The organism is Bifidobacterium sp. ESL0775 (genome assembly GCF_029395475.1).
GTDB lineage: Bacteria > Actinomycetota > Actinomycetes > Actinomycetales > Bifidobacteriaceae > Bifidobacterium.
This window is the reverse complement of the sequence record NZ_CP113917.1, coordinates 588,903-611,643: the sequence shown is the minus strand read 5'-3', so window position 1 is coordinate 611,643 and position 22,741 is coordinate 588,903. Positions and strand designations below refer to the sequence as shown.

Annotated in this window: 18 protein-coding genes; 1 reads left to right on the top strand and 17 read right to left on the bottom strand. The window is 62.1% G+C overall.

The genetic code is table 11. From position 1 onward, the window contains the following. Nucleotides 1–62 precede the first annotated feature (62 nt). Together OZX73_RS02050 and OZX73_RS02045 are read right to left on the bottom strand one after the other, a co-directional pair. Nucleotides 63–1,205: an inositol-3-phosphate synthase gene (locus OZX73_RS02050; protein ID WP_277150181.1), complete on the bottom strand. Its 1,143-nt coding sequence runs from the start codon at nucleotides 1,203–1,205 to the stop codon at nucleotides 63–65. Nucleotides 1,206–1,216: 11 nt separating this feature from the next. Beyond that, the gene (locus OZX73_RS02045) at nucleotides 1,217–1,429 is read right to left on the bottom strand and encodes a hypothetical protein (RefSeq protein WP_277150981.1); all 213 of its coding nucleotides are present in this window, start codon (nucleotides 1,427–1,429) and stop codon (nucleotides 1,217–1,219) included. Here OZX73_RS02045 and OZX73_RS02040 point away from each other — a divergent pair. Continuing rightward, nucleotides 1,392–3,698, top strand: coding sequence for a transglycosylase domain-containing protein (locus OZX73_RS02040; protein ID WP_277150178.1), 2,307 nt, complete (start codon nucleotides 1,392–1,394; stop codon nucleotides 3,696–3,698). The genes OZX73_RS02045 and OZX73_RS02040 overlap by 38 nt on opposite strands. Nucleotides 3,699–3,904: 206 nt before the next feature. Here the strand turns inward: OZX73_RS02040 and leuA are convergent, their stop codons facing one another. The 15 genes from leuA to OZX73_RS01965 form a co-directional block, all read right to left on the bottom strand. Next, nucleotides 3,905–5,815, bottom strand: coding sequence for a 2-isopropylmalate synthase (gene leuA, locus OZX73_RS02035; RefSeq protein ID WP_277150176.1), 1,911 nt, complete (start codon nucleotides 5,813–5,815; stop codon nucleotides 3,905–3,907). Nucleotides 5,816–6,185: 370 nt separating this feature from the next. Beyond that, complete coding sequence (locus OZX73_RS02030) at nucleotides 6,186–6,806, bottom strand: DUF5701 family protein (protein WP_277150174.1); 621 nt, start codon at nucleotides 6,804–6,806, stop codon at nucleotides 6,186–6,188. 257 nt (nucleotides 6,807–7,063) lie between these two features. Then, on the bottom strand, nucleotides 7,064–8,134 hold the full coding sequence (locus tag OZX73_RS02025) for an aspartate-semialdehyde dehydrogenase (RefSeq protein WP_277150172.1): 1,071 nt from the start codon (nucleotides 8,132–8,134) through the stop codon (nucleotides 7,064–7,066). Nucleotides 8,135–8,367: 233 nt separating this feature from the next. Further along, nucleotides 8,368–8,910 carry an ACT domain-containing protein gene (locus OZX73_RS02020; RefSeq protein ID WP_277150883.1) on the bottom strand — a complete coding sequence of 181 codons (543 nt, stop codon included), beginning with the start codon at nucleotides 8,908–8,910 and terminating at the stop codon, nucleotides 8,368–8,370. 280 nt (nucleotides 8,911–9,190) lie between these two features. Further along, nucleotides 9,191–9,955, bottom strand: a complete 765-nt coding sequence (locus OZX73_RS02015) for an aspartate kinase (protein WP_277150170.1) — start codon at nucleotides 9,953–9,955, stop codon at nucleotides 9,191–9,193. Nucleotides 9,956–10,221: 266 nt separating this feature from the next. Then, nucleotides 10,222–10,824, bottom strand: coding sequence for a recombination mediator RecR (gene recR, locus OZX73_RS02010; RefSeq protein ID WP_277150168.1), 603 nt, complete (start codon nucleotides 10,822–10,824; stop codon nucleotides 10,222–10,224). Further along, nucleotides 10,808–13,783: a DNA polymerase III subunit gamma/tau gene (gene dnaX / locus OZX73_RS02005; RefSeq protein ID WP_277150166.1), complete on the bottom strand. Its 2,976-nt coding sequence runs from the start codon at nucleotides 13,781–13,783 to the stop codon at nucleotides 10,808–10,810. The genes recR and dnaX overlap by 17 nt, the downstream gene beginning before the upstream one ends. 209 nt (nucleotides 13,784–13,992) lie before the next feature. Next, nucleotides 13,993–14,373, bottom strand: coding sequence for an Rv3654c family TadE-like protein (locus OZX73_RS02000; RefSeq protein WP_277150164.1), 381 nt, complete (start codon nucleotides 14,371–14,373; stop codon nucleotides 13,993–13,995). Then, nucleotides 14,370–14,759 (bottom strand): TadE family protein, encoded by a 390-nt coding sequence (locus OZX73_RS01995; protein ID WP_277150161.1) that lies wholly within the window; start codon nucleotides 14,757–14,759, stop codon nucleotides 14,370–14,372. The genes OZX73_RS02000 and OZX73_RS01995 overlap by 4 nt, the downstream gene beginning before the upstream one ends. A 275-nt stretch (nucleotides 14,760–15,034) precedes the next feature. Next, complete coding sequence (locus OZX73_RS01990; RefSeq protein ID WP_277150882.1) at nucleotides 15,035–15,256, bottom strand: DUF4244 domain-containing protein; 222 nt, start codon at nucleotides 15,254–15,256, stop codon at nucleotides 15,035–15,037. A 253-nt stretch (nucleotides 15,257–15,509) separates the two neighbouring features. Continuing rightward, the gene (locus OZX73_RS01985) at nucleotides 15,510–16,241 is read right to left on the bottom strand and encodes a hypothetical protein (RefSeq protein ID WP_277150159.1); all 732 of its coding nucleotides are present in this window, start codon (nucleotides 16,239–16,241) and stop codon (nucleotides 15,510–15,512) included. Next, nucleotides 16,242–16,928 carry a hypothetical protein gene (locus OZX73_RS01980; protein ID WP_277150156.1) on the bottom strand — a complete coding sequence of 229 codons (687 nt, stop codon included), beginning with the start codon at nucleotides 16,926–16,928 and terminating at the stop codon, nucleotides 16,242–16,244. A 3-nt stretch (nucleotides 16,929–16,931) separates the two neighbouring features. Beyond that, nucleotides 16,932–17,921, bottom strand: a complete 990-nt coding sequence (locus OZX73_RS01975; protein WP_277150155.1) for an ATPase, T2SS/T4P/T4SS family — start codon at nucleotides 17,919–17,921, stop codon at nucleotides 16,932–16,934. Further along, nucleotides 17,921–19,099: a hypothetical protein gene (locus OZX73_RS01970; protein ID WP_277150153.1), complete on the bottom strand. Its 1,179-nt coding sequence runs from the start codon at nucleotides 19,097–19,099 to the stop codon at nucleotides 17,921–17,923. Before OZX73_RS01970 ends, OZX73_RS01975 begins: the two co-directional genes overlap by 1 nt. 654 nt (nucleotides 19,100–19,753) lie before the next feature. After that, nucleotides 19,754–22,501, bottom strand: coding sequence for a polyribonucleotide nucleotidyltransferase (locus OZX73_RS01965; protein ID WP_277150151.1), 2,748 nt, complete (start codon nucleotides 22,499–22,501; stop codon nucleotides 19,754–19,756). Nucleotides 22,502–22,741 lie beyond the last annotated feature (240 nt).

The window sequence follows — 22,741 nt, the reverse complement described above, 5'->3', positions numbered from 1 at the left end:
ACCAGTCAAGGTTGCGACCCCACAATATTATTCACACGGTTTCCCGCGTATCAGCGTTTCACTCAGGCGTGCCAGACGTCCTTGCCGTTGTCCTTGGCGGCCTTGACATCGGCATCGAGTTCAGCCTCGTCGCCTTCGACCTCGCCCTTGATGAACTTCTCCACCAGCTGGCGGGCTTCGGAGTCCTCATGCTGGACGGCCGGGGACTTCATGAAGTAGGAGCTCGGTGCGAGGATCGGGCCGGAGAGGTGGCGGTCGAGCGCGATCTTGGCGGCGCGAACGGCGTCGATGACGATGCCTGCGGAGTTCGGCGAATCCCAATCCTCAAGCTTGTACTCGAGGCTAATCGGCACATCGCCGAAGGTGGTGCCTTCCAAGCGGACGAACGCGAGCTTGCGGTCATCGAGCCACGCCACGTAATCGGACGGGCCGATGTGGACGTTGTGCGGATCCATCTCGTGCGGCACGATCGAGGTGACAGCGCGGGTCTTGGAGACCTTCTTGGATTCGAGGCGCGAGCGCTGCAGCATGTTCATGAAGTCCATGTTGCCACCGACGTTTAACTGATAGGTGCGGTCGAGGCGAACGCCACGGTCCTCGAAGAGACGGGCCATCACGCGGTGGGTGATGGTGGCGCCGACCTGGCTCTTGATGTCGTCGCCGATGATCGGCACGCCGGCATCGCGGAACTTCTGCGCCCACTCGGGGTCGGAGGCGATGAAGACGGGCAGGCAGTTGACGAAGGCGCAACCGGCGTCCATCGCGGCCTGCGCGTAGGCCTTGTCAGCCTCTTCCGAGCCAACGGGCATATAGCTGACCAGAACGTCGACCTTCTTGTCCTTCAGGACCTGGGCCACGTCGACAGGCTCGGCGTCGGACTCGGTGATCATCTGGCGGTAATACTCGCCGAGGCCGTCGTAAGTCGGCCCGCGCAGCACCTCGACGCCCTTGTTCGGCACGTCGCAGAACTTGTAGGTGTTGTTCTGCGAAGCCCCGATGGCCTCGGAGATGTCCTTGCCCACCTTGAGGGCGTCGACGTCGAACGCCGTGACAAACTCGATATCGCGAACCCTGTAGCCGCCGAAGTTGTTGTGCATCAGCCCAGGGATCTTCTCGTCGTCCTTCGCGTCCTTGTAATACTCGACACCTTGAATCAGGGACGAGGCGCAGTTACCGATACCTGCCACTGCCACGCGAATACTCATATTCGACTCCTTTATTTCACGTGCAAAATTCCACTTCCGAGTTTAGCGCCTGATGAAGAAAAGGACAGCAGCACACGCGCAATGTGCGCAATACCATACATAATAACTACACAAAAACCTTCGAATTTGCCATTTTTACCCGTCAATCCCAGCACTTTTTCAGGGGTAGCAGTTACGGTAGTTGGCATGGTCTCAGAGTCCCGCAGAGTTCCCGCACGTTCCATTGGCTCACGCAGAGTCAAGCCACAGCGTCGCTATAACAACTCTCAAACCCCACACCGCCAGCAACCGCGGCGTGGCGGCAACAACGCAGGCAGGCGCCCGAACGCGCGCGGTCCGCAACGCAAGTTGCCCAAACAACATAAGCACCGCATCCTCAAATGGACGTTGGGCATCATCGCCGTGCTCGTCCTCGCCGGCGTGGGCGTGTTCGCCTACCTTTACGCCACCACCGAAATCCCGCTGCCAGAGAAAATCGCGATGGCGGAGAAAACCAAAGTGTATTACAGCGACGGCGCCACCGAAATCGGCAGCTTCGCCACGCAGAACCGCGAGATCATCAGTTGCGACGCGTTGCCCAAATACGTCGGGCAGTCCATGGTGGCCTCGGAGAACCAGACGTTTTATAAAGACACGGGCGTCGATTTCAAGGGCATTGTGCGCGCGCTGCTCAACAACGTGAGCGGCGGCAAGCGGCAGGGAGCCTCCACCATCACCCAGCAATACGCGGAACGCTACTATATGGGTGACACCCACACCTACTCCGGCAAGGTGCGCGAGGCGATTCTCGCGATGAAGATCACCAAGTCGCAGGACAAAGACAAGGTCCTGTGCAACTACATGAACACCATCTACCTCGGGCGCGGGGCATACGGCATCGAGGCGGCGTCGAAAGCCTACTTCAACAAGGAGGCCAAGGACCTGACCATGCCGGAATCGGCGTTGCTGGCGGGCATCATCCCGGCCCCCTCGACCTGGGACCCGGCGGTCAACCCCAAGCGCGCGCAACAGCGCTATACGCGCGTCATCGGCATCATGGAAAAGCAGAACTATATCAGCGCCAAAGACGCCAAGGCCAACCCGCAAATGCCGCCCACCGTGCCGCCGCAATCCCAGCAAAGTTCGTACAAGGGCCCGAACGGCTACATGCTGCAGATGGTCCGCGACGAGCTGATCGGCAGCGGGAACTTCACGCGCGACGACCTCGACACCGGCGGGTACAAGATCACCACGACCATCGACAAGAGCAAGCAGGACCTGATGTTCAGCATCGCGAGCCCGTCGAGTACGGAGAACGCCAAGATCCTCAACCAAGGCATGCAGACCGGCGCGATGAGCGTCAACCCCAAGGACGGCTCCATCATCTCGTTCTACGGCGGTGACGACTACCTGACCAAACAGCTCAACAACGCCACGCAGGCCACCTACGAGCTTGGCTCGACGATGAAACCGTTCGCCCTGCTGGCGGCCGTGCAGGACGGGGTGAACCTCAACACGGCGTTCAACGGCAATTCGCCGCGCACTTACGCCGGCATCACCCAGCCTGTCAAGAATTTCGGCAACGAACAGTACGGCTATACGAATCTTTACAGCGCCACGGCAAATTCCGTCAACACGGTCTATATGGACCTGCAGGAGCATCTCGGGGCCAAGAAGGTGGCGCAGACCGCGCAGGCGGCCGGCATGAGCCCGAAGCTGGTGCCCGGCGACAACCCCTTCACTGTGCTGGGCAACGACGGCGTGCGCGTCTCCGACGTCGCGCAGGCCTACGCCACCATCGCCAACCAAGGCAACAAGCCGACCCTGCACATCGTCGCCTCCGTCAAAGACTCAAGCGGCAAGGACATGTACCACGCCCCCACCGCCAGCGAACGGACCTTCAGCGCCAACGACACCGCGCTGGTGGCCAAGGCGATGACGGGAACCGTGCAATACGGCACCGGCACCGAGGTGAAAAAAGTCGGCAAGACGATCGCTGGCAAGACCGGCACCGCGAACGATTCCACGGCGGGCAGCTTTGTCGGCTTCACCCCGAGCGTGGTCACCGTCTTCGCGATGTGGAATCCGGCGGCCGACGGCAAACCACAGGAGATCCAGCCCTTGCGCGAGGGCTACGGCGTGGGCGGCAAATACCCCGCCCACCTGTTCACCGAGTACATGAAGCAGGCGCTTGCCGACCAGGCCGACGAGCCTTTCCCTGTCGCGCACGACGAGGGCAAGATCGGCGGGCCCGATGGCTCGTGGGGCAGCGGCGCGAAGTCGTCGTCCGGTTCTGGTGGCTACAGCCGTAGAAGCTATGGGAACGACGATTCGAGTGGATCCGACAGCTCCTCCACCGGCGGCGGCAATACTACCTCGGGTGGCAGCGGGGCCGGCGCCGGGAACGGGAACGGAGGCGGGGCCACCGAGACCCCGAGCCAAGGCGGAGCCGAATCAGGCGGCGCCACTGGCGGCACCTCGGAAGGCCAGCAGCCTGGCGGAACGGGGCAATAGGCCCTTCGACTTCTAGGCTCAAGCCGTTCTCGACGTACTACAAAAATGGGTTCGTACCTTTCGATTCAAAAGGTGCGAACCCATTTTCATGATCGCTTATCGTCGTTCCAACATCCGACCCACACCTAACGGGTCGAAGATGCGCATGTTGATTTTTAATCAATCATCGACACATATTCAATTGTAAGACAATTGCTCGAAACGAATCAGCGCATGGAGCGATTGATCGCGGAGATGATCGCCTTGAGCGAGCTGGTGGTGATCGACGAATCGATGCCCACGCCCCAGATGATCTGCGCGTTGGCCTCGCCGCCAATCTGGCACTCGATGTAGGAGGCGGCCATCGCGTCGGTTCCGGCGGTCATGGCGTGCTCGGCGTAATCCATGACGCTGACGACCAGGCCAATGCTGGAAAGCGCGTTGAGGAAGGCGTCGAGCGGGCCGTTGCCGGCTCCGGAGACCTCGCGTTCGATCGGGTCGGCGCCAGGTTCGGCGCCGCGGTCGAGCAGTTTGGCCTTGAGCACGGTATCGGAACCGTCCGCGCCGGAAGTGACCGAAACGTTCAGAAGCTTCAGACGGCCCCACGACTGCAGGTCGTCATCGCCCTCGTCGCCCACGGCCTCGCTGGCCGCGAACGCGCCGTTCTCCTCGACCGGAAGGTACTCGTCCTTGAAGAGACGCCAGATCTCGTCGTCCTTGACCTCCTTGTCGGTCTTGTCGGCGTAATCCTGCACGACCTTCTCGAACTCGATCTGCAAGCGCTTTGGCAAGTCGAGGTTGTGGTTGGTCTTGAGCAGGTAGGCCATGCCGCCCTTGCCGGACTGCGAGTTGACGCGGATGATGGCCTTGTAGCTGCGGCCGATGTCCTTCGGGTCGATGGGCAGGTAGGGCACGAGCCAGACGAAATCGTCAAGGTTGGCTCCGGCGCGTTCCGCCGCGGCCTGACGGGCCTCGAGCCCCTTCTTGATGGCGTCCTGATGGGAGCCGGAGAAGGCGGTGAACACGAAGTTGCCGGCGTAGGGGTGGCGCTCGGAGATGACGAGCTGGTTGCAGTATTCGACGGTCTTGCGGATCTTCGGCACGTCGGAATAATCGATCTGCGGGTCGACGCCCTGCGTAAGCATGTTGAGGCCCAGCGTGACCAGATCGACGTTGCCGGTGCGTTCGCCATTGCCCAAGAGGCAGCCTTCGACGCGGTCGGCCCCGGCCAGCACGGCCAGTTCCGCCGCGGCCACGCCCATGCCCTCGTCATTGTGCGGATGCAGCGAAAGCACGATGGAATCGCGGTCCTTCAAGTTGTTGGAGACGTACTCGACCTCGTCGGCGAAGACGTTCGGCGTGGTCATCTCGACGGTGGCCGGCAGGTTGATGATCATCTTGTGGTCCGGCGTCGGCTTGATGACGTCGATGACGGCGTTGCACACCTCGACGGCGTAATCCGGCTCGGTGCCCGTGAAGGACTCCGGCGAATATTCGTAATACAGGTCGGTGCCGCCAGCGGCGCTTTCGAGGTCCTTGCACAGCTCGGCCGCATCGGTCGCGAGTTTCTTAATGCCCTCTTTGTCCTTGCGGAAGACGACCTCGCGCTGAAGGACGGAGACGGAATTGTAGAAGTGCACCACGGCGCGCTTGGCACCGCGCAGGCATTCGTAGGTCTTGCGAATGAGGTGCTCGCGGGCCTGCGTCAAGACGACGATGGTGACGTCGTCGGGGATGAGCTCGCGCTCGATCAGCATACGCACGAAATCGTAATCCGTGTCGGAAGCGGACGGGAAGCCGACCTCGATCTCCTTGAAGCCCATGGAAATCAGGAGGTTCCAGAAACGCAGCTTGCGCTCAGAATCCATCGGGTTGACCAGCGCCTGGTTGCCGTCACGCAAATCGACGGAGCACCAGCGCGGGGCACGGCGCAGCTTCTTTTCCGGCCAGGTGCGCTCGGGGTAATCGAACGGAATCTGCTTGTCGTAGGCCACATACTTGTTGTATGGCATCTTGCTCGGCTTTTGCGGATCGCCGATGAAACGCGCGGGAGGCAGCAGCAGGTCGTTGTTACCTCCATTGGATTGTGCGGCAACCGCCGCGAGATCGAACACTGATGATTGTTGATCCTGACCCATCACTCCTCCTTTTCTTTGTATTACGCACCGCAGGTTGCGATACGATGTAACCAAATACCATACGTTTCGATAGGCTTAATTACCTTACAGAAACATATAAATGATAATAATAGACGGCTCACGGCTAGAAAATCGCCTATATTCCAAGATTCGATGCGATAAACCGAAATTCGCATCCACTACCAACCCATGGTCGCTCAACGATACTGCACGTATTCCGATGGCTGCTTTCGATAACCATGGGTTGATGCGAGCCATTTTCATGACAGTGGAGCCCGAAAACCACAAGCCCTCAATCATGACGCAAAATGAAAACGCATTTGGCGCGCGATCAGCGGACTTCAGTTAATAGACAATGTCCGCAAGATATTCAGCGAAAAAGCGAGACACCGCGACGGGCCTGGCAGTAGGCGTTACCGAGCCAAGTATGGCGGGAGGTGGGCCAGACGGAACCTAGGCGCGGGGCGTTCTGGCTCATCCAGATGCTCGGCACGCGGCCGTCGGCGCTACGGGAACCAAGCAGGTTGAAGCCGTTCTTCCTGACCAGCCAATCCGGGTGCTGGGTGGCGATGGCGAGGCCCTCCTCAAGGGTCAACGGCATGCGTTCGTCCGAATCAATGAGCTTTCGGGCGACATCCGGCTCGCGGTTGACATAGGCCGTGCCGGTGTGCGGGTCGACGACCAGATAGAACGGGCCCTCCGGCGGCTCGAAACCGGGCTGCGGCAGGAAACTGGCGACGTCGCGCGGGGGCATGGTGGTGAAGCCGGCCATGCGGTTGATGCTGGTTCGGGCGATCAGCGATTCGGGGCTCACCAACTCGTGGGTCGGCACCAGAAGGATGTTCTCGCCCAGATCGCTGTCTTTCAGGGCATCAATCAACGGACGCGCCAAAGCCCGGAACGCCGCCGCGCTCATATCGGCCACGTCGGGATAGCCCAATGCGACGATGCGGTCCAGTTGTTTCTGCGCTTCTTGAGATGCCTTCGACATGCCTCCAGTATGTCACCTGCTCATGATGAAGATCAGGGCACGCCATCATGCTACGTTCGTGACTGTAGCGATACGCGCTGTCAAGTACTTGCTATCTGAACTCTCCATGCCACCGCTCACCAATAGATGCAAATGCGACCAAAAGCACGATTTTGGACTGTTTTTCGTGCTTTTCGTCGCACCAAACCCAGAATGCGACCAAAAGCAGGCTTTCCCATGCTTTTGGTCGCATTAACGATGAACAAGGTAGCCGATGGCTACGCGCCGAAATGCTTGCGGGCCACGATCTCGGCGAGCTCTACCGCGTTGAGGGCAGCACCCTTGCGCAGGTTGTCGTTAGCGATGAAGAACGCGAGGCCCTTCTTGCCGTCGACGGCCTGGTCCTGACGGATGCGGCCGACGAAACTCGGATCCTTGCCGGCGGCCAGCTGCGGGGTCGGGATGTCGTTGAGCTCGACGCCCGGCGCATCCTTCAGCACCTCGCGGGCCATATCGGGGGTGACGTCACGCTCGAACTCGGCGTTGACGGACATGCCATGGGCGGTGAAGACGCCGACGCGCACGCAGGTGCAGGAGGCGGCGAGGTTCGGCAGATGCAGGATCTTGCGGCTTTCGTTCCTGAGCTTCTGCTCCTCGTCGGTCTCCTCGCTGCCGTCGTCGACGATGGCGCCGATGAAAGGCACGGCGTTGAAGGCGATGGTACGCACGACCTTGGTGGGCTTGGGGAAATCGATGGCGGAACCGTCGAAGACGAGCTTGTCGGCGCCTTGGTCGACGGCGGCCTTGGCCTCGTTCATCAGCTGCTCGACACCGGCGCGGCCGGCTCCCGAAACCGCCTGATAGGAGCTGACGATCAGGCGCTTCAGGCCGAAGTGGGTGTCCAGCGCCTTCAAAACCGGAATACAGGCCATGGTGGTGCAGTTCGGGTTGGCGACGATGCGGCGCGGGATGTCGTCAAGGTCGTCGGGGTTGGCCTCGGCCACCACCAGCGGCACGTCGTCGTGCATACGCCACTGCGAGGAATTATCGATCACATAGGCACCAGCCTCGGCGAATTTCGGCGCCCAGACCTTGGAGGTGCCGCCACCTGCGGAGAAAATGGCGATATCGATGCCACTCAGGTCGGCCTTCGCGACGTCCTCGACCACGATATCGCGGTCACGCCATTTGAGCACCGTTCCGGCGGAATGCGAGGAGGCGAGGAAACGCAAGTTGTTAATGGGGAAATCGCGCTCGTCAAGCACGCGACGCATCACCATGCCGACCTGGCCGGTGGCCCCCAGCACCGCGATGTTGACTTTGCGTTGTTGCCCGTTTGAATCGGCCATGATGGCTCCTCCCCTTTGGCGGCCATTCGCTTCTGGCTTGCACCGCCACGATCTCATGAAAATGTTCGTCATCCGCGTCTAAAACGTGGCCAACGTTATGTGCCACATCTTAGCGCGAGGTGCCGCACGGTTAGCGGTGCATTCAACTATGCGAGACATGGGACGCCGCTGTGGGATATTACGGTTGCATCGAGATAAGCGGCCGCAGCTAATGGACTCGCGCAAAGCCGTGCTCAGCGACCGGTGCCGCCGTAGACCACGGCCTCCACCTGGTCGGCGTCGAGGCCGTAGGCCGTGTGCAACGCGCGCACCGCGTCGTCGAGCTGTTCCAGCGGGACGAGGGCGGCGATGCGGATCTCGGAGGTCGAAATCATCATCACGTTGATGCGCTTGGCGCTCAGCGCCTCGAAAAACTTGGCGGCGAGGCCGGAATGGGTTTTCATGCCCACACCCACCACGGCGACTTTGCCGACGTTCGAATTGATGAAGTAGGAGTCGTAGCCGAGCCTGTCCTTCTTGCCGTCGAGCGCCTTCTCCACCGTTTTCACCACGGCGTCCGGCACGGTGAAGGAGATATCGGCCTTGCCGGTCGAAGCGCCGGCCTGCACGATCATGTCGATGTTGATGCCGCTTTTCGCCAGCTCGGTGAAGACACGGGCGGCCATGCCGGGCTCGTCGGGGACGCCGCGCACGGTGACCAAGGACTCGGTGCGGTCGTGGGCCACGCCGGAGATCACCGGGGTCTCGGGGCCAAGGTCGGGGAAGATGTCACCCATGGATTTGCTGTCGACCGAAACTGGGGCCGAAGCCGAAACTGGGGCCGAGGCCATAGCCGCCGCCTGGGCCTGAGCCGCCTGGCCGTTTTCGGGCTCACGTTGGTCGCTGGACCTCACGCCGTCTTCCGCTGCGTTGTCACTGCTCATTGTGTTGTCCTTTGTTGCTGTTGTCTCTTCGTGTTCGTTTGTATTATTCGTATTCACGCCGGCTGCTTGGCATCGGGCCCGGTCATTGTTCATGCCGCTTGGGATTTTGAGACCGCGACACCGCCACCGCCCATCATTGCAGGTTCGGCAGAGCTCGGGCGTCGACGCCTTCGGGAACGACCAAGGTGCCCATGCGGTGCGAGAACGAGCTGCGCACATGCAGGGGCATGTTGAACCGTTGGGCGTATTCGACGCAACGCAGGGCCAGCACCTTCGAACCGCAGGAAGCCATCTCGAGGATGGCGTCATAACTGATGGAGGGAATGCGCCGCGCGGTGGGAACGATGCGCGGGTCGGCGGTGAAGATGCCGTCCACGTCGGTGTAGATCTCGCAGATGTCGGCGCCGAGGGCCACCGCGAGCGCCACCGCCGAAGTGTCGGAGCCGCCACGGCCGAGCGTGGTGTAGTCGCCGTCGGTGTTGATGCCCTGGAAGCCAGCGACGATGGCGACATTGCCGCCATGCAGCGCGCGGGCCACGCGGTCGGGCTTGACGGACTTGATGTGCGCCGCGCCGAATTGCGCGTCGGTCATGAACCCGGCCTGCGAGCCGGTGAATGAGTAGGCGTGCTCACCGGCGGCGTGGATGGCCATCGCCAGCAGGCTCATCGAGATGCGCTCCCCTGCGGTCATCAGCATGTCCATCTCGCGGGCGGGAGGGTTGGAGTCGATGCTCATGGCCTGGTCGATCAGGTCGTCGGTGGTGTCGCCCATCGCCGAGACGACGACGGCCACGCGGTTGCCCTTGCGTTTCGTCTCCACGATGCGCTTGGCGACGCGCTTGAGGGACTCGGCGTCCGCCACGGAGGATCCGCCATATTTCTGCACGATAAGGGCCACGATTTTCCCTGTCTCCCAGGCCTCATACGCATTGGACGTATGACAAGCCAATCTCGTCACCAGCCATGCATCACGCCATAAGCGCACAGCCACAGCCGGCTTCCGTCAGTAATGATTGAATTATAAGCCAGCTCCACGCCTACGCCTGTGAAGCTCCATCATACGGGCACATAAACGCTTCATTTAACCGTTTCCAAGGTCTGGTTTCGTCGCATCGCCTTTCATGACCTCGCTTGCCTGCGCTGTCTTCCATACAAAGAAAACAGCTACGCTTCCTGACGCCCTTCCAACGCGCGGCCGAGGGTGATCTCGTCGGCGTATTCCAGATCGCTGCCCACGGGCAAGCCGCTGGCCAGACGCGTGACCTTGAGGCCCAACGGGGAAAGCAGTCGGCTCAGGTAGGTCACCGTCGCCTCGCCTTCGATGTTGGGGTCGAGCGCCAGAATGATCTCCTTGACCTCGTCGGTTTTAAGCCGGTCCAAGAGCTTGGGGATGGCGAGGTCGCCGGGGCCAACGTTGGCCATCGGGTTGATGGCACCACCGAGGACGTGGTAGACGCCATGGAACTCGCGGGTGCGCTCGATGCTCATGACATCCTTGGGCTCCTCGACCACGCAGATGATGGAATGGTCGCGCCTTGGATCCGAACAGATCGGACACGGGCTCGTCTCGCACACATTGCCGCAGATCTCGCAGAAGCGCACCTTCTCCTTGACTTCGCGGATGGCGTCGGCCAGATCCTGCGCCTCCTCGTCACTGGCAGAAAGCAGGTAGAAGGCGATGCGCTGGGCGCCTTTGGGGCCGATGCCCGGCAGACGCGCGAATCCGTCGATAAGGCGCTGGATCGCGCCGTCATACGCCAAAGCCATGCTCTACACGCCTCTCGTCTTCCGGATGCCGGTTGACCGGCTTGATGTTCTTGGGGTTCTTTGGATCGTCGGCGGCGAACGTCTCGACCTTCTTGACGTCGAACAGCTTGGAAAGCTCGTCCATATCCACTGACGTGGCCTCCCCCAACGACTGGTCGTTAAGCGAGTAGTCATCGTCCTCGGCCGCCACTTGCGGCTGCCCGGCGTCATCGTCCGTTTCGGCGCTTTCGAAGCGGGCGGCCACGTCTCCCCTGTCGTCAGGATCCGCCGCCGGCTTGTCTTGCGGCGCAGCGGGAGCCGTTTGTGGTTCATTCACCGATGTGGGGGCAGGCCCGTTCATCGTCACGGCAGCGGGATCATTCGTCGTCGACGCGGGGGCAGGTTCATCCGTCGCCGTAGGAGCAGGTTGACCCATCGCCTGCACGGAAGCAGGCTGATCCGTTCCGGATTCGGCGGAAGCCGTGGCCCATGGGTCGATGCCATCGCTGACATCAGGCACCGCCACATGCTTCTTGTGGTGTTCCGGGGCGCGGTTCACCGGCTGGCCGGCTGGTACTACATGGCTGGAAACGCCGGCACCCGTTCGTTGCGACGTCGGGGTGGCTTGGCTGACGACGGCTGTGGACTCCTGCCCATTGCCGGAACCGGGCGTGGGCAGAGGATGCATCCACGGGTCGTAATCGTCGGCCATGGGGTCGTCGGTCCCGCCACGGAAATCCTGCGTCGCAGCCGCAGTCAAGTTTGGGTTGGAACCAAAGCCTTTGGCCGCATCGTCACCACGTACACTGGCTTGGTTGCCGCTTGCGCCTACTGGCTGGTGGACTTCACGGGCTTGTCCAGGGACTTCGTTCGTCTGGCTTCCGGCAAAACCGGTTCCATCCCCACCTTGCCCAAGGGCCGCGCCACCATCTCGGTGAGAGGAATCATCGGACTCGCCGGAGGCGTCGGCATCGGCCTTTTTCTGTTCCTTGGGCTGGGAGGCGGCATGCCCGCCCTGCCCGGCGGCCGTGCCCAGGCCACCGGCCGACGAGACCTTGGCCATCGCGATGTCGTGCTTGACCTTGGCAAGATCCTCGGGCTTCATGCGCTTGGTGGAGATGACCTTCTCCCCGTTCGCCGCCACACTGGTGGGCGCGATCATGGTCTGGGGGCCGAACACTGAACGCACGCCGTCCAGGACCACGTTGGCGGCCTTCTGTCCGTTGTGCTCGGCGTCGGAGGCGATCGCCAGCGCGAAGGCGTGCTGGCTCAGCGCGCAATCGAAGGTCATCGACAGACGCGACTTGCCTGCGGGATTCGTCGCCAGCGCGACTTTCGGCACCTTGGCGTGCTCGACATATTCGCGCACGTTCTCCGGCAGCACGCCCAGGACCACATCCCATTTCTCCTCGACGGTGGCATTCGGATCGACGTTCACCTGCACGGGCGACGCCTGCCGGTCACCTTGTTGGTCCGAACCATTTACGGCGTTCGCCGCATTCTCGGCGGAAGACCGCGGGTTCCGACCACTGGCGTCGTTTGTATTACCTTGACTTGCAGCGGGGGAACCATCCACACCCGGGGTCTGCGCGGCAGCCGGCGGTTGCGCACCGGGAGCCTGCATGCTCGCGTTACCAGCGGATTGTGGAACAGGCGCGGAACCGTTCGGCGTAAAGCCATTGGAAGCTGGGGCCGTTTGCCCTGTGGATTGGCGACTGCCCTGCTGTCGGTTCGCGGCGTTTCTGCTTGATCCGATGAAACCGCCACGCCTTTGGGCCCCACCATTGCCTTGACGCATGCCATTGCCTCCGGCCGGCATCGAAGTCCCACCCGACACCACCGGGGCACCAGTGGCAGGAGCGGGCGCAAAACCGTTCTCTCGGCCGGCCAGCAGCTTCGCGGCCAGCAATTCCAGACGCATACGCGGCGAAATCGCGCCGGTCATGTTGCCCAACGTGTCGTTGATGGTCTCAGCCATCCCGGTCAGCGTCGACAAGCCCAGCGCCGAGGACTGGCGGTGCAAGTCGCCCATGTCCTCCGCCGACGAGTCATCATTCAACGCGCTTTCGGCCTTTTCGCCGCCAAGCGTCAACACCAGCAAGTCACGGACACGGGCCAGCAGGTCCTCCACGAAGCGTCGTGGCTCGAAACCGCCGACAACCACTTTCTCGACCACACCGTAAAGCTTCTCGCCATCTTTGTCGATGACGGCGTCGATGGCCTCGCCAATGAGCTCATCAGGGGTGAATCCCAACAGCGCGACGGCGGAATCGTATGATACCTCGTTGTCGGAGGCGCCGGCCATCAGCTGGTCGAGCACGGAGAGCGTGTCGCGCACCGAGCCACCGCCAGCGCGCATGGTGAGCTTCAGCACACCCGGCTCAAGCTCGATATGCTCCTTCTCACACACTTCCTCGAGATAGGGGCCCATGACCTCGGGCGGCACCAAGCGGAACGGGTAATGATGGGTGCGTGAGCGAATCGTGGAGATGACCTTCTCCGGCTCGGTGGTCGCGAAGATGAACATGACATGCTCGGGCGGTTCCTCCACGATCTTGAGCAAGGCGTTGAACCCCTGCTGGGTGACCATGTGGGCCTCGTCGAGGATGAAGATCTTGTAGCGGTCGCGGGCCGGAGCGAACGCGGCACGCTCACGCAGCTCCCTAGCGTCATCGACGCCGTTGTGGCTGGCCGCGTCGATCTCGACCACATCGATGGAACCTGGGCCGCCAGTGGCCAGGTCCTTGCAGCTCTCGCATTCGCCGCAGGGATGGGAGGTCGGGCCCTTCGCGCAATTGATGCAGCGGGCCAGTATTCGCGCGGAGCTGGTCTTGCCGCAACCGCGCGGGCCGGAGAAGAGGTAGGCGTGCGTCAGCTTGCCCTCGTCCAAGGCGCGGGAAAGCGGGATAGTGACCTGATCCTGCCCGATGATGCCATCAAATGTGTCTGGCCGATACCGTCGATACAATGCAAGTGCCATAGTTCTAACCTACCTTCACCCGACTATTTTCGCTGACGTTTCAACGACGAAATCGCGCTCTGAATACCTGCGGATCAGCATGTAACCCCACGAATATCCTCGCACTCGACCCGCCTACGTTTGTACACGAGACGAGAGCAACACCTGCAATTCCATGAAACCTCGCCGACGAACGACCTGTCCACGTTTGCGCACGAGGCAAGAACGCGTCAATCACATTCCACCGGCCCGGCACGTGCCATGCGCGAGACAAGCGGCGTGAACGGGACCGCCGTCTTGACGGCAACCTTCACCGTGACGTCCTCTTCGTCGACCTTGCAGGTGATGAGCGAGGCCTTGTTGGCCGAGGAGGCGATGCGTGATTTGAGGCAGGGGTCAAAATCGCCGTCGCGGGCGGATTGCGCTCCGGCGATGGCGGCCTGGTCGGCGGCCGAGCGGGCCTCGGAGATGCACACCAAGAGGTTGCCGCCCAAGGCGACCGCCGATATCAGGATCGCGGTGACGGCGATGAGCATGACGCCGTTGATGGTGCCGGAGCCCTCGTCGTATCCACGGAAGACGCGGCGGAGCTTTCGCTTCAACCCGCTCATTGCACCACTCCCGTCGCCTTGCCGACCACCGCCATCGGCAGGACATGCATCGGGTCGGGCACCACTCGGCAGCTGACGACCACATTCACCCGTTTGAAGCCATGTGAGATCGAGACCCTGGCGTCCCCGCCAGCGGCTTGGAGGGCCGCGGCCCGCGCGTCGATGTCGCTGCCGGAGACCACCGCCACGCGGGCACCGGCCGAGGCCGCGTCCTGGCAGTTCATCTCCACGGTCACCGCCCGGGCGAGCATCATCAGCAGCACGGCCATCACCATCACGGCGGGAAGCACCACCGCGAACTCCGCGGTGACCGCGCCCTCATCGTCGCGGCCTCGCCTACGTTGGCGCAGAAACCTACTACGCCTGCGACAACGCGGGCCATGCATACGCTCACGGCCATAGGCGCAAACGCCTTGTTTACGGCGATCACGGCATTCGGAATGTTCAGGGCATTCGGGACATCCGCAATGCAACGCTTCCGTGTCCGCAACACCTTCGTGCCGCATGGCCACCGCCGCTTGGCTGCGGTGCCGCTCAAGACGACATCGCAACCAGGCGAACGGCGGGCACACAGCCGAGGCCGCCGATTGATTTCGGTGTGGCAACATGCTCCACATCCCCTCTCGAATCCGTATAGACGAACGCACACTTCGCGCAGCGATCAGACCACCTTGAGCGCCTTGTTGATCAGCGCCCGCAACAACGCCTTGACCGCCCCGGACTTCAGCAGCGCCACCAGCACCGCCGCGAATCCGGTCGCCGCCACCAGCACCACCGCGTACTCGGCCGTGGCCGCGCCTTCGTCGGGCTCAGCAAGCGCGGTGCGCACGCGAGCATCGAGCAGGCAGACCTGCCCTCTGACCTGCCTGCTTCGCTCAACCATGCGGTCGCCGAAGCGTCCGATGACACCTTGATTGCCCTGTTCGATAGTTGTCAGTTCCTTACTCATAATTGCTCCTTCAATATTTCTGCTTGTGTTCCACCGCGATGTTTTGTCGCGATACCCCCAGTCTTGCAAAGTTTCCGCTTTCTCCGAGAGGATTTCGGGTACTGTGGTCGAACGCTCGGGGTTATGCACAATCCGGGCGTGTCGCGGTTTTCGTCCACCGACTTATCCACCCGCGGCTGGCAATGCCTCACGCCATGAACGAGCCGATGGCCGGAATGACGCCGATCAACATGAAGGCCGGCAGAAAGCAAAGCCCGGTAGGCAGCAGCAAACGAACCGAAAGCCTCTGGGCGGTTTGCTCGATCGAAGCGCGGGCCCTCGCGTCCATCTGCTCGACCGCGCTTTCCAGCGGACCGACCGGTGAGACGCCGCGGGTCCAGGTACTTTGTAATGCATTCTCGATGATGGCCAACGCCTCGTCGTCGAATGTGGGCTCTTCAGCCGATGAGCCATCTTTGTTTTTCCTCGGTTTCCCGTCGTCTTTTCCCGACGATTTGTCAGGCATTTGCGCCCGACCGTCACGGTTTCTTTGCCTCTGGCAGGCCAGCGACGCGGCGAACCAAGCATCCTCCCACGAATACCCTTGCATCAGCGAGCGCGAGGCACGGCGCAGCCCGGCCCCCAGCGACCCACCGACGATCGAGCCGATGACCCCAAGCGCGTGCGGAATCGACGACCCCTCGCGCATGGCCACCGCCATCATCTCCAGAATGACTCCAAGCGACGGCTCGGCCGCAAACGTCGCGTCGAGCGCACGCAACTGCCCCTCGGCACGTTCCACGGGCGAGCGCCACAACAGCCAGGCGGCCGCGACCAAAGCCCCCGCAAGCAACGCATCCATCGTCACCCCTTTCCTCATCGACCACTTCCGCCCCGACCATCCAGCAATACATACGTTGCGGATTTTGCATATCGTCATTCAGGTTTTCGCGTCGTCCGCATGCGAGGGACCGCCGGACGAGCCGACACTGTCCATCAGCGCCCTCATCCACAACATTCCCAACGAGTAGGTCCCTATTCCAAGCAGCAGGCAGATGCGGCCAGCGGTGTTGCCGAACAGGAAGGCGATCGGCGAGGCCCCCATCAACTCGCCCAGGACGAGCGTGGCCAGCGGCAGCAATGAAAGAAGCTTGACCGTGGATTTCGGCACGGTGAAGGCGTTGTCCTTCAGCGTTTTCATCATCCGGTTGCGCCGGTAGGACGAGGCGACGGCATCAAGGCAATGCGTGGCCTCGCAGCCCAGCGTGCCGATCAACCGGCAAGCGAGATCCAACTCAGCCGCGGCCTGGTCGGCCTGCTCCCGCGTCTCCTTCTTGCCCAGGTGGGCGCGCAGCAAGTTCTGCAATTGTTCGCGGTCCGGCATGCAAGGGGTATGGGAAAGCGGTTCGTCGCCCATCTGCTCGGCGAACGCCTCCTGAAGCGATCCGCCCGCCCGCACATGCGCCCGCAAGGCGTCGATAAGCGACAATATGCCCTTCTCCTGGGCCCGCTCCGGCACCACCGACGCCGATTGTGGCATCGCCGACGTATCGGCCTTGCCTCGCCAGGCGAAAAGAATGAGGGCCAAACCCACGAACACCGCTGATAACAAAGGGAAACCACCCATACGCTACACCGCCCAGCGTTTGGCAAACGCGTTGAAAGCCGGCCCGGGGACCGGCATGCCAGAGCCGTCCCAAGTCGCCAGCGACTCGCCCGCGAATCGCTCGGGATCGGCGGCGAGACGACCAATCTGGACGATTCGGCGCTTGCCGTTGCGACGCTCAAGATGTAATACAACATCAAAGGCTCCGGCAGCCAGCATCGTCAGCGCTTGCTGGTTGAGTCCGGCCAACAAGCCCAGCGAGACCAGCCTGGAAGGCACGCGGTCGACGCTGTCGGCGTGCAGAGTGACCATGCCGCCATGGTGGCCGGAATTGAAGGCCCGCAACAGGTCGGCGATCTCCTCGCCACGACATTCGCCCAGGATGATGCGGTCAGGGCGCATACGCAATGTCGCCTTGACCAGATCCGGCAGGCCTATCGCGCCCGCACCCTCGACGTTCGCCTCACGCACGACCAGGGAGACGTGGTTGCCGCGCCCGAGCGTGCCCAGCTCTCGGACCTCCTCGACACTGACGACACGCTCCGAAGGGTCGGCCTGACCCAGCAGCGCCTTAAGCAGTGTGGTCTTGCCCGCTCCCGTGCCGCCGGTGATCAGGATTGTCGCGCGTTTGCTCACCAAGCCGCAAAGCAGCGGGAACCACGAGACGGGGAACAGGCCCTGCGCGCCAAGTCCGCTCAGGCGCGGCACGGTGCGGCTTGGGAAACGAATCGAGATGCTGGCGCCGAACGGCACGATGGGCGCGATGACCGCATGCACACGGATGCCCTCCACACTCGAGGCGTCGGCGATCGGGCAGGCGTCGTCGAGCCGTTTGCCGAGTTGCGCGCACAGCTGGGTGGCATATTCGCGCACCACCTGCGGCGAGCGGAACGGCACCGCGGGCCGGTATTCCGTCATTCCCGCGCCCCGGTCGACCCACACCCGACCCTCGCAGGTCACAGCGATGTCCGTCAGCGCGGGCTCACGTGTCAGCTCTTCGAGCGGTCCGAACATCAAGGCCGGTCACCCCCTTTGATGGACTCGCCGATCACGCCCGCCAACTCGTCCATCACCGCGCGGTCCGCCTTCGCGGCCTTGAGCCCCAGCCCTTCAAGCGCGTCGCTGGTCCTCGCATTGTTGGGACAGAGCGGCCCAAGGACGTCACGACCGAGATACTCCTTGGCATCGTGGACGCTCACCACGCCGCGCTTATGCGACGCGCCACGTGGCTCGATGCCAACAATCGCCAGCAATCGTGGGGCTTCACAGCCCGCTTCCAGCCCGTCATCATCGTCCATCACGAAATCCCAATCATCGGATGGCGGTGATGGCCGCGATAAGGACTGTAACGACGGCCTTGCTGATGACATCGCAAAATCATTAGGGTCCCGGGAATTCCCGCCAATAGGCTGACCATCTAGACAACGGTCCGACCCGGAAAGCCCGCTTAACAGCGCCTTGGCACGCGCCAGCCCAAGCACCGAAAGTTCCACGGCCACCACAACCGACGCCTGACGAAGGTCAGGCACCATGCCCAGCACGCGCCCGTGCGCCCCATCAACCACGAGCACGTCCACGCTGCGCTCGAGCGCCGCCATCGCCGCCTGCACCTCCCACCACTCGGGAATCTCGCTATTCCACGAATCGAAAGCGAGCACGGGAACGCCCTCCCATTGCGGAAGCCGCCGCAGCAGCACCTCGCCGTCGATCCTGCCCAGCGGCGCGTTCAATGTGCCGAACCGCAGCCCCTTGTCGTTCTCGAGCCCAAGCAGGATATCAAGCCCTCCGGCGTTGAAATCCGCGTCCACCAGTGCGACGCTCGTGCCTTTGTCATGGAGCGTCAGGGCCGTCAACGAACAGAGGACGCTCAGCCCCACCCCGCCGCTGGCCGAAAGAAACACCACCGTGCGCTTGCCGAACGCAGGGCCGACGGCATCTTTCTTATCATGCAAAGATTTTAGAGACTGGATATCGATTATGGCCGTCTGCGGCTTTGGTGGCTCGACAAGCGCCAGAACACCCATCGGCGTGGGTTGGCGCGGTTGGCGCAGCACAATCTCCTGCGACATCGCCGGACGCAGTGGTTGCGGCATATTTGAGGTCTCCGCCGGACGCTGCGGTTGCGGCACGTTCATCGTCATCGCCAAACGCGGCAATTGTCGCATATTCAACGCCGTCATCGGACGCGTCACTTGCCGTGCATTCAACGTCGCCACCGGACTTGGTAGTTGCGGCGCATTCAGCACTTGGGGCGAGCGCGGCAAGGCGGGCCCAGGCAACAGGCAACGCGGACGGCACGGCCAAGGCTTCGCCGGCATCGGTAACATCGCCGTACATTGGCGCGTTTCCGGGGCTTGGCGAGGTGCGGACGTTCGGCCTGGTTCCAGCAATCGACGAGACTCGGCCGCCCGGTTCGATTTCGGCGGCATGATTGGCCGTCCCCGGACCTCGGCGGGCAACAACGTTCTTTTATGCCGCGCGAATGGGACAGTGGGCGCACGATGCATCATCATTGGTAACGTATTTTCCATACGTCCATTCAATCCATCAATGAGGTTGGATGGCAAGCTGAAACGGGTACTGTGGTCGAACGCTAGGGGTTATCCACATTTGAGGCGTGTCGCGGGTCAACGTGGCAAATCATGCACATCCATTCACAAATCGCAAAAGGTTTAAGCGCAAATCAACAGAAATAGTTACAAAGTGATAATTCGTGAATAAAGAAAGAGCACAAACAACAAACAGAGCCAGATAAAAAAACTGGCCTGCAACCCAAACTTGCGGGTTACAGACCAGTTATCGATTATCCAGCAATCAGCCGTTTGAAACGGCCAATCACCAATCAATCAGTCATCGAACGGATCGAAGTCGCGGCGGACACGGCGACGCGGACGCTCGCTGCGCTCCTCGCGGTCCTCACGATACTCGTCATAGTGATCGTCGGTCGCGTAGCGCGGGTTGCGGTCGTTGCGACGGCCACCACGGTAGCCGCCATCACGGCGTCCCTCATGGCGATCGGAACGGCGGTAATCATCGCGGTCCTCACGGCGACGGCGCGGACGATCCTCAAAATCGGCATCGTCGTCACGCTCGGCGCGATCCTCGCGGTCATGGCCACGGCGGTCATCACGCTCGGTTCGACGACGGTCATCACGATCATCGCGCTCTTCACGACGGCGACGCGGACGATCCTCAAAATCGGCATCGTCACGGTCCTCACGGTCTTCATGGCTACGGCTGGGTCGACGGTCATCACGATCGTCGCGGTCGGAATGGCGACGGTCATCGCGGTCCTCACGGTCGCGTCCGTGGCCACGATAGCCACGGCCACCGCGATCATCACGATCATGACGTCCGCCACGGCCACCGCCGCGCGGGCCGGATTCCTGATCCTCGAAGCCGGGGATGGCCAGCGAAATCTTGCCGCGGTCGTCGACGCCCTGGACGGTCACCTCGACGGTGTCGCCTTCCTTCAAGACGTCTTCGACGGCGTCGATGCGCTCGCCGTTGGTCAGGTTGCGAATCTGCGAGATGTGCAGCAGACCGTCGGTGCCGGGGGTCAGGTTGACGAACGCGCCGAAGCTCGTGGTCTTGACGACCTTGCCGTTGAAGTTCTCGCCGACAGTGGGAACATGCGGGTGCGCGATGGCGTCGATGGTGGCCTTGGCCTTCTCAGCGCCCTCTCCGCCTTCGGAGGCGATGTAGATGGTGCCGTCGTCCTCAACGCTGACGTCAGCGCCGGTCTCCTCCTGGATCTGGTTGATCATCTTGCCCTTGGGCCCGATGATCTCGCCAATCTTGTCGACAGGAACGGAAGTGGTGATGATGCGCGGAGCATACGGGCTCATCTCGGCCGGAGCGTCGATGCACTCGTTGATGACCTCGAGGATGGTGGTACGGGCTTCCTTCGCCTGCTGCAACGCGGCGGCCAGAACGTCGGCGGGGATGCCGTCGAGCTTGGTGTCGAGCTGGAGCGCGGTGATGAATTCGGAAGTGCCGGCGACCTTGAAGTCCATGTCGCCGAACGCGTCTTCGGCGCCGAGGATGTCGGTCAGGGTCTTGTAGATGTGCTTGCCGTCGACGTCACCGGAGATGAGGCCCATCGCGATGCCCGCGACCGGAGCCTTCAGCGGAACGCCCGCGTCGAGCAGCGAAAGCGTGGAGGCGCAGACGGAGCCCATGGAAGTGGAGCCGTTGGAGCCGATGGCCTCGGAGACCTGACGGATGGCGTACGGGAAGTCTTCCTTGCTCGGAAGCACCGGCACGAGCGCCTTTTCGGCGAGCGCACCGTGGCCGACCTCACGACGCTTCGGGGAGCCGACGCGGCCGGTCTCACCGGTGGAATACGGCGGCATCTCGTAGTTGTGCATGTAGCGCTTGGTCTGCGGGCCGGAGATGGAATCGAGCGTCTGCTCCATCTTCAGCATGTTGAGCGTAGTGACGCCCAGGATCTGGGTCTCGCCGCGCTGGAAGAGTGCGGAACCGTGCACGCGCGGCACGATGCCGACTTCGGCGGAAAGCGTACGGATATCTCGCAGGCCACGGCCGTCGATACGGAAGTCCTCCGTGAGGACGCGACGGCGCACGATCTGGCGCTGCAGTTCCTTGAAGGCGTTGCCGAGTTCCTTTTCCTTCTCGGCGTCATCCATGTCGGTGAATTCGTCGGCGAGCTTGGCGCGGACGTCTTCCTTGATCTCGTGGATGCGCTCCTGGCGCGGCAGCTTGGCGGCGATGGACAGGGCGTCGTTGAGGTCGTCGTGGGCGATCTCGTCGATGCGCTTGTAGAGCTCGTCCGTGTACTCCGGGAAGAGCTGGAATTCCTTGTCGTTGGCCTTGCCGGCCTTCTCCTTGAGCTCGTTCTGAGCCTCGCAGATGACCTTGATGAACGGCTTGGCGGCTTCGAGGCCACCGGCGACGACTTCCTCGTCCGGCTTCTGCTGGCCCTCGTCGTAGATGAGGTTCCAGGCGTTCTTGCCGGCGCCGGCCTCGATCATGGCGATGGCGACGTCACCATTCTCGATGACGCGGCCGGCCACGACGATCTCGAAGACCGCGCGGTCACGCTCGCTCCAGCGCGGGAAGGCGACCCACTGGCCGTCGACCAACGCCAGACGCACACCGGAGACCGGGCCTTCGAAAGGCAGGCCGGAGATCATGGTGGACGCGGAAGCGGCGTTCAAAGCGATCATGTCATAGGCATCGTCCGGGTTGCAGGCGAGTACGGTCTCGACGACCTGAACCTCGTTGCGCAGCGTGTGCGGGAAGAGCGGACGCAGCGGACGATCGATGATGCGGCAGGCGAGGATGGCGTCGTTCGACGGACGGCCTTCGCGGCGGAAGAACGAACCCGGGATCTTGCCCGCGGCGTACATCTTCTCTTCCACATCGACGGTGAGCGGGAAGAAATCGTAGTTTTCCTTCGGGCTGCTGCCGGCGGTGGTGGTCGAAAGGACCATCGAATCGTCATCGAGGTAGGCGGCTACAGCGCCGTCGGCCTGTTGCGCGAGACGACCCGTCTCGAATCGCAATGTACGTTTACCAAATGAACCATTGTCAATAACGGCCTCTACGGCCTTGATTTCGGGACCCTCCAAGGGTTCCTCCTTTGTTTAATTTCCTATTTCCAACATACTGCAAAATGCTTTGTCAACGTCCGACCTTGTGTGGTTTCGTAAGGCTTACCTGGCCTCACCAACGCTGGTGCCGGCGCATTGACTTTCACTTCTCAGTCTGAAGCAGCATTGACGGCTATCGAGCCGGAACACATATCCAGATATTTCAATTATCGACCCTCACCTTAGGGCCGTCGGTTTTTCTTCACACGCGAACATTTC

Bases quoted from the DNA above. Each gene is read 5' to 3' on its own strand.
- OZX73_RS02050 (WP_277150181.1), bottom strand. From the start codon at position 1,205: ATGAGTATTCGCGTGGCAGTGGCAGGTATCGGTAACTGCGCCTCGTCC.
- OZX73_RS01980 (WP_277150156.1), bottom strand. From the start codon at position 16,928: ATGGGTGGTTTCCCTTTGTTATCAGCGGTGTTCGTGGGTTTGGCCCTC.
- OZX73_RS01995 (WP_277150161.1), bottom strand. From the start codon at position 14,759: ATGCATGGCCCGCGTTGTCGCAGGCGTAGTAGGTTTCTGCGCCAACGT.
- OZX73_RS01975 (WP_277150155.1), bottom strand. From the start codon at position 17,921: ATGTTCGGACCGCTCGAAGAGCTGACACGTGAGCCCGCGCTGACGGAC.
- OZX73_RS02020 (WP_277150883.1), bottom strand. From the start codon at position 8,910: ATGGGTGACATCTTCCCCGACCTTGGCCCCGAGACCCCGGTGATCTCC.
- OZX73_RS02030 (WP_277150174.1), bottom strand. From the start codon at position 6,806: ATGTCGAAGGCATCTCAAGAAGCGCAGAAACAACTGGACCGCATCGTC.
- OZX73_RS02000 (WP_277150164.1), bottom strand. From the start codon at position 14,373: ATGAGCGGGTTGAAGCGAAAGCTCCGCCGCGTCTTCCGTGGATACGAC.
- recR (WP_277150168.1), bottom strand. From the start codon at position 10,824: ATGGCTTTGGCGTATGACGGCGCGATCCAGCGCCTTATCGACGGATTC.
- OZX73_RS01985 (WP_277150159.1), bottom strand. From the start codon at position 16,241: ATGACGATATGCAAAATCCGCAACGTATGTATTGCTGGATGGTCGGGG.
- OZX73_RS02040 (WP_277150178.1), top strand. From the start codon at position 1,392: ATGGTCTCAGAGTCCCGCAGAGTTCCCGCACGTTCCATTGGCTCACGC.
- OZX73_RS01990 (WP_277150882.1), bottom strand. From the start codon at position 15,256: ATGGTTGAGCGAAGCAGGCAGGTCAGAGGGCAGGTCTGCCTGCTCGAT.
- OZX73_RS02025 (WP_277150172.1), bottom strand. From the start codon at position 8,134: ATGGCCGATTCAAACGGGCAACAACGCAAAGTCAACATCGCGGTGCTG.
- leuA (WP_277150176.1), bottom strand. From the start codon at position 5,815: ATGGGTCAGGATCAACAATCATCAGTGTTCGATCTCGCGGCGGTTGCC.
- dnaX (WP_277150166.1), bottom strand. From the start codon at position 13,783: ATGGCACTTGCATTGTATCGACGGTATCGGCCAGACACATTTGATGGC.
- OZX73_RS02045 (WP_277150981.1), bottom strand. From the start codon at position 1,429: ATGGAACGTGCGGGAACTCTGCGGGACTCTGAGACCATGCCAACTACC.